This window comes from Acinetobacter sp. CIP-A165 (assembly GCF_000367985.1).
GTDB lineage: Bacteria > Pseudomonadota > Gammaproteobacteria > Pseudomonadales > Moraxellaceae > Acinetobacter.
This window is the reverse complement of the sequence record NZ_KB849202.1, coordinates 32,230-45,912: the sequence shown is the minus strand read 5'-3', so window position 1 is coordinate 45,912 and position 13,683 is coordinate 32,230. Positions and strand designations below refer to the sequence as shown.

General features: G+C 41.1%; 14 protein-coding genes and 4 tRNA genes. 1 reads left to right on the top strand and 17 read right to left on the bottom strand.

From position 1 onward, the window contains the following. Positions 1-200 precede the first annotated feature (200 nt). From F991_RS05870 to rpe, 15 genes are all read right to left on the bottom strand, one after another. Positions 201-668, bottom strand: coding sequence for a DMT family transporter (locus F991_RS05870; protein ID WP_004669833.1), 468 nt, complete (start codon positions 666-668; stop codon positions 201-203). 322 nt (positions 669-990) lie between these two features. After that, positions 991-1,067 (bottom strand) — tRNA-Pro (locus F991_RS05865). 18 nt (positions 1,068-1,085) lie between these two features. After that, positions 1,086-1,161, bottom strand: a tRNA-His gene (locus F991_RS05860). A 38-nt stretch (positions 1,162-1,199) separates the two neighbouring features. Then, positions 1,200-1,276: transfer RNA gene (locus F991_RS05855), tRNA-Arg, on the bottom strand. A 70-nt stretch (positions 1,277-1,346) separates the two neighbouring features. Then, positions 1,347-1,423: transfer RNA gene (locus F991_RS05850), tRNA-Pro, on the bottom strand. Positions 1,424-1,555: 132 nt separating this feature from the next. Beyond that, complete coding sequence (nadA, locus tag F991_RS05845; protein WP_004669832.1) at positions 1,556-2,620, bottom strand: quinolinate synthase NadA; 1,065 nt, start codon at positions 2,618-2,620, stop codon at positions 1,556-1,558. Between the two features lie 139 nt (positions 2,621-2,759). Then, the gene (argJ, locus tag F991_RS05840; RefSeq protein WP_004669831.1) at positions 2,760-3,992 is read right to left on the bottom strand and encodes a bifunctional glutamate N-acetyltransferase/amino-acid acetyltransferase ArgJ; all 1,233 of its coding nucleotides are present in this window, start codon (positions 3,990-3,992) and stop codon (positions 2,760-2,762) included. Positions 3,993-4,340: 348 nt separating this feature from the next. Continuing rightward, entirely contained in the window at positions 4,341-4,829 is a 489-nt protein-coding gene (locus F991_RS05835; protein ID WP_004669830.1) for a methylated-DNA--[protein]-cysteine S-methyltransferase, read from the bottom strand. Positions 4,830-4,876: 47 nt separating this feature from the next. After that, positions 4,877-5,194, bottom strand: a complete 318-nt coding sequence (locus F991_RS05830) for a DMT family transporter (RefSeq protein ID WP_004669829.1) — start codon at positions 5,192-5,194, stop codon at positions 4,877-4,879. A 159-nt stretch (positions 5,195-5,353) separates the two neighbouring features. Then, complete coding sequence (locus F991_RS05825) at positions 5,354-5,896, bottom strand: hypothetical protein (RefSeq protein WP_004669828.1); 543 nt, start codon at positions 5,894-5,896, stop codon at positions 5,354-5,356. A 1-nt stretch (position 5,897) separates the two neighbouring features. Then, positions 5,898-6,401: a hypothetical protein gene (locus F991_RS05820; protein WP_004669827.1), complete on the bottom strand. Its 504-nt coding sequence runs from the start codon at positions 6,399-6,401 to the stop codon at positions 5,898-5,900. Between the two features lie 82 nt (positions 6,402-6,483). Beyond that, the gene (locus tag F991_RS05815) at positions 6,484-7,374 is read right to left on the bottom strand and encodes a copper resistance protein B (protein ID WP_004669826.1); all 891 of its coding nucleotides are present in this window, start codon (positions 7,372-7,374) and stop codon (positions 6,484-6,486) included. Then, entirely contained in the window at positions 7,361-9,142 is a 1,782-nt protein-coding gene (locus tag F991_RS05810) for a copper resistance system multicopper oxidase (protein WP_004669825.1), read from the bottom strand. The genes F991_RS05815 and F991_RS05810 overlap by 14 nt, the downstream gene beginning before the upstream one ends. A 101-nt stretch (positions 9,143-9,243) precedes the next feature. Next, on the bottom strand, positions 9,244-9,669 hold the full coding sequence (locus F991_RS05805) for a hypothetical protein (RefSeq protein ID WP_004669824.1): 426 nt from the start codon (positions 9,667-9,669) through the stop codon (positions 9,244-9,246). A gap of 357 nt (positions 9,670-10,026) precedes the next feature. Then, complete coding sequence (rpe, locus tag F991_RS05800; RefSeq protein WP_004669823.1) at positions 10,027-10,713, bottom strand: ribulose-phosphate 3-epimerase; 687 nt, start codon at positions 10,711-10,713, stop codon at positions 10,027-10,029. Between the two features lie 182 nt (positions 10,714-10,895). On the opposite strand from rpe, the gene F991_RS05795 reads away from it, so the two are divergent. Then, positions 10,896-11,171, top strand: a complete 276-nt coding sequence (locus tag F991_RS05795) for a DUF2218 domain-containing protein (protein WP_004669822.1) — start codon at positions 10,896-10,898, stop codon at positions 11,169-11,171. Positions 11,172-11,200: 29 nt separating this feature from the next. On the opposite strand, the gene fghA is transcribed toward F991_RS05795, so the two are convergent. Then, positions 11,201-12,046 carry an S-formylglutathione hydrolase gene (gene fghA / locus F991_RS05790; protein WP_004669821.1) on the bottom strand — a complete coding sequence of 282 codons (846 nt, stop codon included), beginning with the start codon at positions 12,044-12,046 and terminating at the stop codon, positions 11,201-11,203. Continuing rightward, positions 12,015-13,460, bottom strand: coding sequence for a C13 family peptidase (locus tag F991_RS05785; RefSeq protein ID WP_004669820.1), 1,446 nt, complete (start codon positions 13,458-13,460; stop codon positions 12,015-12,017). The genes fghA and F991_RS05785 overlap by 32 nt, the downstream gene beginning before the upstream one ends. Between the last annotated feature and the right edge of the window lie 223 nt (positions 13,461-13,683).

The window sequence follows — 13,683 nt, the reverse complement described above, 5'->3', positions numbered from 1 at the left end:
AATCATAAAGTGCAAAATAACGTGTTAACAATCAAATCACAATAGCCAAATCCTGCAAGACAGTTGCAATAAATAATCATTCTGATCGAAGGATTAAGCTATCGATACTTTTTCTGATTTTTCATAGTTTAAATTTTCGATTTAATGACAAGATATCTGAATCATTTATTCATCGTTTCTCAGCCATACTTACAATATTTTTAAGCTGTCGAATGTCTATATTCGCTATAGATCATGATCAATCCTCCCATAAAAATAAGTCCTAGACCGAATAATCTAAGACCATCTATTTTTTTAATCTGCATTCCGAGAAAACCGCTACTATCAATTATTGTGGCAAAGATCATTTGACCTAAGAAAATCCAAAGTAATGTATTGGTTGCCCCAATATGTGGAGCAGCTAAGAACATGCACAGTATATAAAGTGATCCTAATAAGCCAGATAGCCACATCCACCATGAGGTTTGTTGGTACAACGGCGGCTTAATACTGCCATCGACAAATAGTGCAATAACCAATGATGCAATCGCCCCACCAACATATAAGAAAAATGTTGATTGTATTTGAGTGGCGCCACTTGCATGACGAAAGGCGTTAATCATAGCCAATTGTAGCGGTACGATGAGCCCACCCAAAAGACTAATAAAGACATAGTTTATGTTATGCATGCACTCACTCTCTTTAGAATTTTTAAAACTGATTTATAGAGTAGGAATGAAATACAATGAGCTATCAACTTTCGATTAATATTTCATATTTTGACCGAGCAAATATTAAGATCACTTTTTAGGTCTGTTATATAACAACAGATATGAAAGATAAAATACTAGATTGAAATTGTGACAAACAAATCCATATTTAAACTTGAATCGTTTAAATGAATCAATCAAAACAGAAGAGACTTCATCAAGAAGCGAGTGAGAGTTGCCTAAAAATTTAGGCACAAAAAAACCGCTCATTTAGCGGATTTTTATTTCATCTTTAAGATGATGGTCGGAACAGTAGGATTCGAACCTACGACCCCCTGGTCCCAAACCAGGTGCGCTACCAGACTGCGCCATGCTCCGATACTCTCTATAAAAGAGTGGGGTGAATGACGGGATTCGAACCCGCGACAACCGGAATCACAATCCGGGGCTCTACCAACTGAGCTACATCCACCATAACATACTTTTGATTCTATGTACCAAGCTACCAAATGGCGCGCCCGACAGGATTCGAACCTGTGACCATCCGCTTAGAAGGCGGATGCTCTATCCAACTGAGCTACAGGCGCATAACCGATGATAAAACTATCATGCGATACTTGGCCGATCCTAAAACAATGTTTTTCAACATGTTTTAATTGGTCGGAGCAGTAGGATTCGAACCTACGACCCCCTGGTCCCAAACCAGGTGCACTACCAGGCTGTGCTATGCTCCGATCTATCTCAGCTTTTATTGTATCGCACATCGTGCGGTACGGTGTGCATTCTAGGCTTGACGTTGCATCACGTCAACACCTAGTTTTAAAAAAAATGATTTTTCCTTATCAAATGTATATTTAACAAACATTTTAACGCTTTAACGACGCGCTAAAGTTCAACATTCGATCTAAAGGTAATTTGGCACGTTCAGCCAATGCTGGATCGACGTGTATTTCTTGATCGCTATGTTGTAACACATGCAAAATACCATCTAACTCATTCATTGCCATCCAAGGACAGTGCGCACATGAACGACATGTTGCACCCTCACCTGCTGTCGGCGCTTCAAATAACTCTTTATCAGGCGCAGCTTGTTGCATTTTATAAAAAATGCCTCGATCTGTTGCCACGATCATTTGTTTCTGCGGCAATGTTTGTGCTGCTTTGATCAATTGCGAGGTACTTCCCACCGCATCCGCAATATCCACAACCGCTTCAGGCGACTCTGGATGGACTAAAACAGCAGCATCGGGATAAAGTGCTTTCATCTGAATAATGCCCCGTGCACGAAACTCCTCATGCACGATACACGCACCATCCCACAACAACATTTCTGCGCCTGTTTTCTTCTGAATATAACGGCCCAAATGTTGGTCAGGTGCCCAAATAATTTTTTCACCTAAACTGTCTAAATGCTCAATAATCTCGACCGCGCAACTTGAAGTTACCACCCAATCCGCACGTGCTTTTACTGCTGCTGAAGTATTGGCATACACCACCACAGTATGATCAGGATGTTGATCGCAAAATGCAGAGAACTCTTCGACTGGACAACCAATATCAAGTGAACAGGTTGCCTCTAAAGTTGGCATCAGCACCGTTTTTTCAGGTGATAAAATTTTTGAGGTTTCACCCATAAACTTAACCCCAGCAACCACAAGTGTCGTCGCTGGATGATCACGACCAAAACGTGCCATTTCTAATGAGTCAGAAACACAACCACCAGTAAGTTCGGCAAGCTCTTGTACGTCAGGATCACAGTAATAGTGTGCGACCAATACCGCATTTCTTTTTTTAAGCTCGGCTGCGATTTGAGCAAACTTCTGTTGTTTCACTTCTGGGCTTAGGCTATTGTCCTTTGGCTCGCCCAAACGATCTAAATGCGTCTGCACAATATTTTTGGCGTCGTTCGCAATTAAATTCGCATCATTCATAAAGCGTCTTCTCTATCCTGCGCGCTTGCATCACTGCAAACTGATAACGTGGGTATCTGTTGAGATTTGGGATTAATCACATCCACAAACAAGCGATATAAAAAAAGCCTCACTGTGGAGGCTGCATTATAACGCAAATTTACGAACGATAATCGGCATTAATTTTCACATAGTCGTAAGAAAAGTCACAGGTGTAAACGGTGTCCTGTGCAGTACCTCGTCCAAGATCAATACGAATAGTGATTTCTTTCTCTACCATCACTGCCGCACCTGCTTCTTCGGTATAGTCTGGATTTGCGCCACCATCTAAGCAGATTTGTACATCACCCAACCAAACTTGAACCTTACTGCTGTCTAAATTAGGCACACCGGCTTTACCAATTGCCATCACGATACGTCCCCAGTTTGGATCTGATGCAAATAAAGCCGTTTTGATCAATGGTGACTCAGCGACACTATAGGCAACATCACAACACTCTTGAGTATTTGCCCCACCTTCAACTTGAACGGTAATGAATTTGGTTGCACCTTCACCATCACGTACAATCAGCTGTGCGAGACGATTCATCATCCGAGCAAGTACATCGAGTACCTGTTGATAACGTGGATCATCTTGGCTCTCAATCTCAGCACCACCAGCTAAACCTGTTGCAACAAAAATACAGGAGTCATTGGTTGAGGTATCCCCATCAATGGTAATGCGGTTAAATGAATGCTCAACCGTTGTTTTTAGAAGCTGCTCAACCAATGCTTTTGCAATCGGAGCATCTGTGGCAACGAAGCTCAACATAGTCGCCATGTTCGGGCGAATCATACCTGCACCTTTACTAATACCGGTCATGGTATAAGTGATGCCATCGAGTTCAAATTGTTCAGACGCGCCTTTTGGTGTGGTATCCGTGGTCATAATCCCTGATGCAGCATCTACCCAATGATCAGTATTTAGATCGTTCAACGCAGGTTGAATACCTTGAACCAAACGTTCAATTGGCAACTGCTCACCAATCACACCTGTTGAAAATGGCAAAATCTGATTGCTTTGCACACCTGTTAATTCAGCAAGTTTGGCACAAGTTGCTTCGGCATTTTGATAGCCCACAGTGCCTGTTGCGGCATTGGCATTGCCTGTATTAATAATCAGATAACGTGGCTGCTTTTGTGAAGTGCTTTCAGCCAAATGTTTTTTACTGAGTAAAACTGGCGCAGCCGCAAATGCGCTTTGGGTAAACACCCCTGCTACATTTGAACCTTCAGCAAATTGAAAAATGACCAAATCTCGTCGGTTTGGATAACGTACATACGCCTCAGTTGAGCCAATTTTTACACCCTGCACCACATGCATAAGTGGCATCGTTACGTCACCAACAGCCATTTTTAAACTTCCATTCATTGAGCTTTAAAGATTTTAGCTTGATATTCAATTAAGAGATCTATCTCATCGGAGTCTTGCCGAACATTCATCCAATTTTAGGATAAGCCTTCGGCTCGACCTACTTTTCTTTCGGGAAAAGTAGGCAAAACCATTTGTCCCCCGCAAAACCTGTTCATTTTTTGCATCTATTTAATTTAAATTATAAATACAATAACTTACCTGTTTTTTAAACCACGCAGGTTGCGGGTGACATTTCCGCGTATCAAAAATCTACTAAGGTTTATATATCAAACCTTACCTTAAAAGCTTATGCTAAATAATCAAAAAAATCGAGTTTTTATCAATAAACTAAGCAGATTTACTTTGCTCTAAGTTCAACAAAATCTGCTTCTTATCCAACCCACCTGCAAAGCCCACCAATGCTCCACCAGAACCAATCACCCGATGACACGGCGCAATAATTGAAATTGGATTCTTGCCATTAGCAGCACCGACTGCACGTACGGCTTTTTCATTGCCAACCTGAAGCGCAATATCCTTATAACTACGCGTTTCCCCATAAGGTATGGTCAGCAAAGCTTGCCAAACTTGCTGTTGAAAGTCCGTACCCTGAAAATCCAAAGGCAAATCAAATTGCTGACGTTGTCCTGCAAAATATTGTTGTAATTGTTGTTTCGCCTTAAGCAGCATTAGATGTTGAGTGTTCTCTAACAACGCTGCCAAGCGTACGCGCTTATGATCTTCATTGTCCCACATCACCGCAACTAAGGCGTGATCATGCGCAACCAGTTTTAATGTACCCACTGGAGAATCCATATACATATAAACCAGTTGCATGAAAAAAGCTCCCCTAGCCCCACTTTAATAAAGAGGGGGAATTTTTCTTAATTTGATGAAAGTTTCATCAAAACTAAACCAGATACAATGAGTACCGCTGCGATCATTCGCATAGCCGTCATAGGTTCATTTAATACCATAATACCAATAATAAATGATCCGATTGCACCGATCCCTGTCCAAACGGTATAAGCAGTGCCCAACGGCAAAGTTTTCATTGCTGTCGCAAGTAAACCGAAACTCAAAATCATAAAAACGAGGGTAATCACTGTCGGAGTTAAACGAGTAAAACCCTCTGACAGTTTCATTGAATACGCCCAAATAATTTCGAAAATACCTGCCAAAATTAAAATTGCCCACGCCATTTTTTCTCTCGTGTATAGCAAGGGTTGGGTCGTCCCAACGTGATTCTTTATTGAGAGGTCGTCCTACTCAACCCAATAGTGTAATTTATAATCTTGCCATCATGTGAATTATTATGTATCTAAACGATGCTTATTCAATGGCTTACTTATACCAAACACTCAATACCAAACCACACTATCGACTCGCATCAACTCACATGCCCCACTCCCCGTATCTTCACGTGACAAGGAACTCCGCCAACGCCATCCATCAGGTGCCTGAATTTCTATTAATGCACCTTTCAAATTAACCAAATCATCTTTTTTAATTTTCTTAAGCTGTTCCGCGACCTGTGCGGTTGCAGGCACGATATGCATATTGGCACTTTGTACTGCGATTTCGCGTAACGCAATGGGAGGCTGTGCATCTACACGCCAATAATACCAACGATTCCGTTGTGAAATATCAACATGTTTATAGATATCGGGTTTCGCCATATCGCCCCAACCGACCGCTAAATCAATTGGAGAAAACTCAGCCTCTCGCCCCGAATGATAATCTTTGCGTGAAAGCACACGAAAGGTACCTTCATAAGACTGTAATTCTACGATTTGCACACCCTGTGCAGTAACCTGAGTGAGATTGGGTACAGGTTTGAGCCAATTGGTCCAAACCAGCCAAATCAATGCAAAGCCCATAAGGCCATACATCCATCTCGGCATATTATTTATCCTTTTTGCTTCGCAATGCTTTAACCCATTGTCTACACTTTTCTAAAATCACATATAAAAATTTTTGAGCTGCTTTTAAATAAAATCCGACTCTTTCTTGTTTGTTGCTCAATTCATCAGATTGTTGTGGTTTGAAGTTTGCAAGTTCCAATGGCTCATAATGAGACATTGTTTGCTGTAATTCTGCACCTAAGTTCAATGCTTGTAATACAGCCGTGACCTCATCAATTGAGTCATCGTGATAAAGGGTTAAATGACGTACATCTAAATCAATATTGTGTTCTACCAGTATTGCAGCAAAAGGAATCAGTGCTTTTCTGACACGTTGAGCCTCCACAACACTACTCATCTGTGGAATATTATAGTAACTCACGTACATACTGCCATCGGGTGCAATCAACTCTAATTGCGACGCTAACGTATCTTGGGTACGCCCGACCTTTTCAGATTGCTTTGTTCTTTCTGTTATTTGATTGTCTTGTTGTTCTAAAGCCATTGATGCACCATAAATGACTCAAAAAAGATACTGCTAGTATAAACCAACAGTATCTCAAAAATGTTAAAAATTAAGCAAAATATCAGAACTTTAGCGTAACACCAGCACCGTACAATCCACCTTTTTCGCGCTGCGATGCGGTTTGCCATTCCGTCTGCTTTACACCTTTATGATAAGCGTAGGCAACATCTATAAACGGCATCACTTTTTTACTGATTTCATAACGCATTTGTACACCCGTTTGCAGCTTAGATAGACCTGTTTTACGTGCATATTTAGATTCATCATTCAATACCACATCTGCATTCACATAAGGCTGTGCAATCAACTTTTGGGTGAACAAGATATCACGGCTACTTTCTAAACTCAGCTGCCAACGCTGATCTTGGCCTGCATATACATACGCATCCGTTTCAAAGAAATAAGGTGCTAAACCATGTAAGCCAAATACCGCACTCCATTGATCTTTATCTTGCTGTTGTTCAGACTGATATTGATACCGCAAACCTGCCTGTATATCCCAAAAATCTGCAATATTACGACTGTACAATACCTTTGCTTCAGTGTCAGCTTGCTCGGATTCAGCCTTTTCTAAATGGGCTTTGATAAAAACTTTATTCTCATCTGTTCCGACCCAAGTTTTCAACTCAGTACTGGCACGTCCTCGTCCGTCATCATCCACAGTCCAAGCACTCTCCAAACTGGTCGCCTGATAAACTTGCCCGCCATGTTCTAGCCGATGATCATGCTTCCCATGTTGAGTAATCTGGTTTTGCTGTGGCGGGATGATTGGATGGTCTGAATGATCCATTGATGCAGATGCATTTGATTGCATACTCGATTGTGATTGCATCATTTGATGATCATGGCCTTCATGTGCCGAGGTCAATAGACTGATCGAGGACATGAGACCACCAATAAGAACCAATTGAGTATATCGCTTGATCTCAGAAGATCGCTTAGTGATGTGCATGGCTCTCTCCTTGAGATGACTGAACTGGGCTGGTTTTTTGCTTTACGGTTTTTGAATCATCGACATTTGCAACAATCAACTTACTCATCATGCCTGCTGACATATGGAATAATAAATGACAATGAATCGCCCATTCGCCCAATTCATCTGCGGTAAGCATGGCAGTGACTGTTTGACCCGGTGGAACCACAATGGTGTGTTTATTGGGCATATTGGCTGCAGTTTGCCCATTTTCTAGTTGCATAAACATGCCATGTAAATGCATCGGATGCGCCATCATGCTTTCATTCACAAACTTCAAACGAATACGTTCACCATACTGTACTTTCAACGGTTCAAAATCTTTGTCACTAAACTTCTTCCCATCGATGGTCCAAATATAACGTTCCATGGTGCCACCAAGACGAATCACCAACTCTCTTTCGGCTGGTCGGATATCAGGCTGCGGTGTTAAGGATTTCAGATCAGCGTACTGCAAAGCTTTATGTCCCACAGGCGTTGCTGCATTGGCCCAACCAAATACTGTTTCAGGTTTTGACTTTTCATTACGAGCAGTTGTCTGCTGTTGATGAGCGCTATAATCCATTTGGTCATGAGTATCATGATTCATCTGCGCGTGGGTACTGTGATCCATTTCAGCCATCTTCATTTGACTATGCGCACTGTGATCCATCTGAGCATTCGAACTATGCCCCATATCATCCATCGTCAATAATGAACGTGGACGTGGTTTAGGCATTTCAATCGTATGCTGATGCTGAGTTTGAATTTCATTATGTAACGAAGCGATGGCAAAACCCGAACGATCAATGGATTCAGCTTCGATTTGATAATGTGGCTGTTTTGGCTCAACCAGTACATCATAGGTCTCCGCTGCACCAATACGAAACTCATCGACTGCTACAGGTTGTACTGGCTGACCATCCGCACTCACCACCGTCATTTTTAGATTTGGAATACGCACATCAAAAAATGACATAGCCGAGGCATTGATAAAACGCAGACGAACTTTTTCACCTGTTTTAAATGCGCCCGTCCAGTTCTGTTGTGGTGTTTTTCCATTTACAAGAAAAGTATAGCCTGTGACATCAGACAAATCCGTTTTAAGCATCCGCATCTGATTCCACATTGAACGGTCTTGCCATGTCGCTTTTAGACCCTGTTGTTTGACTTGTTTCCAAACATCGGCAACCGTTTCACGTTGATTCTGATAATACTCCGCAGATTTCTTAAGATTTGCCATGATCTGATCGCTGTCCGTTTCATGGAAGTCAGAGAGCATCACCACATAGTCACGCTGTGCTTTTTCATGTGCCGCAACAGGCTGTTTGCCTTTTGGATAAATCACCAGTGCGCCATATAGCCCATCTTGTTCTTGTCCCTTGCTATGTGCGTGATACCAATAGGTTCCATTTTGACGTACCTTAAAACGATACTCAAAACTGCCATTTGGCTGAATGCCTTGGAAACCATTAAATCCTGGCACACCATCCATCAGACCGGGTAAAAGTAAACCATGCCAATGCAAAGAGGTATCTTGATCTTTTAATTGATTATGGACATGGATGACCGCTTCATCGCCTTCTTCAAACTCTAAAAGCGGTGCAATAAATTTACCATTTACCGTCATGCGTTTGACTGGTTTCCCAGTAATGTTAACCATCTCTTGATTGATATTGAGATGATATTCTTTAATCGCAGCCCAACTATAGGGTGCAAACAATAGGCTCAGACTGGCAACAACGCCAGCGTATATTTTTGAAGACATGATATTTTCCTAATCTAATAAAACTGACTTTAAGCGGTATAAATTTCCACTAGACCCAAGCCAGATATGGCACAAGGAAAAAGAGGGAAACTTAAAGCAGATCAGGCTTTAGGAGGGCGTAATATCTCTTGCCAATATCCAGCAAGATGTCGGGCTTGATAGTCGGTATTTTTATGCGTATGCAGCTCTAACAACACTAAGGAAGAAAGCTTCGGCGTCTGTTGATCTAACGCAAAGTTTGTCGTTTGACAATGCGTTGGACTATTGCAGTCCTGACAATGCTGACCACCTTGCAGATGTGCTTCATGACATTTTGCTGAAGTCGAAACATCTGTATCGGGCATGTACATCTGATGATGGTGATCTGCCCTGTATAGTTCATGACACGGCATCGTTTGTGTTGTTATACCCGTTTTTTGTTCAAATTGAATCGCTGGAACTGCAGCAGCAACCACACCACTTCCCCCAATGAAAAAAATCATCAGGAATACAAACCACAGTTGTTTGTATTGTTTGAGAAGTTGCACTGAATATCCTTGGTTTCAATGATGAAAGCTGTTCGATATGTTTAGCATAATTTCTTTCATTGATTTGCACAATCAACTTCATGTTCGAATTGTAATAACTTAATCGTCGTTTAGATTAAAGCTGCTGTTTAATCACACAATTGTGCCCAAAGAACCGTAAGAATAAAAATAAAGCAAAATAAACATCTTAGCGCACAAAAAAAGGACAAAAAATTGTCCTTTTTTCATCATTTTGCTGTGAATATAAACAGTTGAAATCATTTTGTTTATTTTAACAACATGTTATCCCCTTGCTTATCAACACTGTTATCCACCTAGTTATAAACAAAGTTATCCACACCCTGTGTTAAAAAAATACTAGACTTCTTTCGCACCAACTTTAGCCAACTCTGCACGCATTTGATCAATCACGGCTTTATAGTCTGGTTGACCAAAAATTGCTGAACCCGCCACAAACATATCTGCACCGGCTTCTGCGATTTCTCGGATGTTGGCTGGACCTACACCACCATCAACTTCTAAACGAATATCACGACCACTCGCATCAATGATTTTTCGCGCTTGGCGTAGCTTTTCTAACGTCGTTGGGATGAACTTTTGTCCGCCAAAACCCGGATTTACGCTCATAATAAGAACTTGATCAACTTTATCTAATACATAATCTAAATAATGTAACGGCGTTGCAGGATTAAACACCAAACCTGCTTTCGCACCGCCCGATTTGATCAATTGTAAAGAACGATCAATATGATGGGATGCTTCAGGATGAAAGGTAATAATGTCTGCGCCTGCATCAAGGAAATCACCAATCATACGGTCAACAGGCGACACCATTAAATGCACATCAATCGGTGCTTTGATGCCGTATTTTTTTAATGCGGTACAAATATGTGCACCAAAAGTCAAATTCGGTACATAGTGGTTATCCATCACATCAAAATGTACAACGTCTGCACCCGCAGCTAAAACCTTTTCTACATCTTCACCTAAACGTGCAAAATCAGCAGATAAAATCGAAGGAGCAATTAAATACGGCTTGGACATGGATGACCTGGCAAAAACTAAGAAAATGATGGGTGAAGTATAACAAATTTACCGTAACTCCGCCTGTTACAAAGTCATCAATACAGCATTGCAAAGTTGCAACAGCACGTTGCAGGAATGCTATTTTCAAATAAAATCAAATTTGCTAAGTTGAAAATCAAGCCACAACAAGACTTAGAGAAATGAATAGCACTACACAAATTACAACCATCGAAGGAAAACGTATTAGCAAACGTTTAGTAAATCACTGGAAACATAAGTTTGAAGTGGCTGAAACGGAAACGCATTCAAAAATCTTTATGCCGACTGCAACCGTAACATTAACACCTCAACAACAACATTTAGACGTCCTTATTGAAAACCAACAAGAAGATGTCGAACGTTTAGAACAAGTGGTGATTGATCATTTAAATCGCATGGCACAGCAAGAATTTACTGCTGAATGGCAACGTAGTTAAAAAGAAGCACCATTTGAGCTTCTTTTAGATTAATCGCCTACTTTTTCGAGTTGAATGGCATGAAACTGTAAGTGATCATCCATAAAACTTTGGATAAAGTAATATCCGTGATCATAGCCATGGTGCAAACGCAAGGTAATCGGTTGACTTGCATCCAAACACGCTTGCTTGAATGCTTCGGGATTGAGTTGGCTATAAAACTGATCATCTATACCTTGATCAATTAATATTTCCTCAAACAACTTCCCTTTGTGCTGAACCAAAGCGGTTGCATCATGTGCCAACCAAGCTTGTCGATCATCACCTAAATATTGGCTAAATGCCTTTTCACCCCAAGGACAAATACTTGGCGCACAAATTGGGGCAAATGCAGAAACCGATTTAAATTGTTTAGGATATTTAAATGCCAAGGTCAATGCACCGTGACCACCCATTGAATGCCCGAAAATTCCGACTCGATTTTCAATAATTGGAAACGCATGCAACACTTGTGCATACAGCTCATCAACCAGATAAGACTCCATTTGATAGTGCGCTGCCCAAGGCTGTTGCGTCGCGTTCAGATAAAATCCTGCGCCCTGCCCGATATCCCAATGATCACCTTGTGCAACATCTTCACCTCGAGGCGAAGTATCTGGCGTAATTAAAATCAGACTGAGTCGAGCAGCCATACGTTGTGCATGGGCTTTGATCGCAAAAGTGTCTTCCGTACACGTCAAGCCTGCAAGATAAAATAAAGCTGAACATGCTTTGCCCTCTAAAGCCGCAGGCGGTAGATAAACCCCGACTTTAGTTAAGCCCTTAAGATGTTGAGACTCAATTTGATAAACACGTTGCTCACCCTCAAAACAACGATTTTTTTGTAGTAGCTGCATGTTCATTATCCTGTGTTTTTGTAGTATCAGTTGTTGCCATATTCTGCGTTGGGAATAAATACGGCTCCAATTGCGGTAGCATGAGTTCCATATTTCGACCAATCGACCACTGTGGCTCAGAAGGCTCAACCCCTTGTGCAACTTCCCATTTGGTTACCGTTTGCTTTGCTTGATCAAAAGCCGCTTTCATCGAATGTTGTTCGCGCATGGCTAAATCAAAAAAAGCACGACCAAAATAAGTATAGTCCGCTTCACTATTACAACCAAACGAGGTCTTATCTGCCGCGGAAGCCGTAATAATTAAGGTATCTGGCGATTGTAGTGCTGGAACAAAACTGCCTGAATAACATGCTGAAATAACGATCACACGCCAGCGAATCCCTGATTTATCAAGTGTCTCACGTAACCATTTCGGATCAATTTGCCCCAAATCTAAAGGCGCATTTTCAAGCTCAAAATGATTACGCTCACCATGTGAGGTCATGTAAAGAAATAAAACGTCACTATCACGATTCATTTGCTGACCAATACGGCGCAAAGTCAATTCAATGCTGGTTTTAGATGCAATCGGGATATCTAAACGTGTTGCAGGATTATTGACCAGCATAATTGAGCGACCAAAAGTGCCAAAACGGGTATCAAATTGTTCTTTTATTCGCTCAATTTCAGACTTAAATACATCCGCATAACTGTCTCCAGCCACACCAAAAAAATACCAATGGCTGTTAGCAATATCGCTGTATTGAATTTGATCTAACGCATTATTTAATAAATGGCTTTGAGCATAGAAGGCGTCTTCTGCAAAAGTGGCTGGTCTTTCTTCAACCTTCCAAATCGGTTGATCTTTTACCGATAACTGCCAAACCACCAAAGTTGCAATGGTCGCCACGAAGACCAAAGTACGTTCCCACCATGGCCAATTCAACGCACGAGAAAAAACCCAAATCACAGCCAAACTTTGCCAAACAAAAAGTCCTGCAAATAATGGTGGCAACAAACCGTTATAAATACTATCGGGAATAAAATTGAGATAACCATTTGAACCAAGATATTGGACCAAACACTGTAAAAGCAGGATATTGGTATCAAGCACTAACCACAGTAATGCAGGAACGAGCATCAAGCGTGGTTGGTTCATCCGTTGTGATAAAAAAATACCAACAATTAGGGCAATAAAAGGCCAAAGCGCATAACCAATCAAACCTTGAGAGTTAAAGTCTCCAACCTGCCCCGCCACCAACCAACTATAAAGTGAGTTGGTACAAGCGCCCAAAATCCCCCACAGAATCAGCTGCGTGATCGAAGGGTGAACCACTTGTAAAGATCGACGCGAACCTAGAAACAACCACATTCCAGCAATTTGGTTACTTTTAAAATCATGCCAGATATTTATCGATGGTTTGAGGTCTATCATAAAATTCTTCGGGATTAAACTCAAAATATGCCAATCTTTTACAGAATGAATTTCATTTTTTAAAAAGATGCGGTGCGAAATGCTAGTGTATGCTGGAGCAGATTTTTTTAGCAATTATGCTTTGGCACTATAATGTGGTTCCGTTAATTAGACCACTCAATTCAGTTTTATAAGTGATAAATCCGCTCTAAATATTTAAATTATGCTGCCATTACTTTTAGTA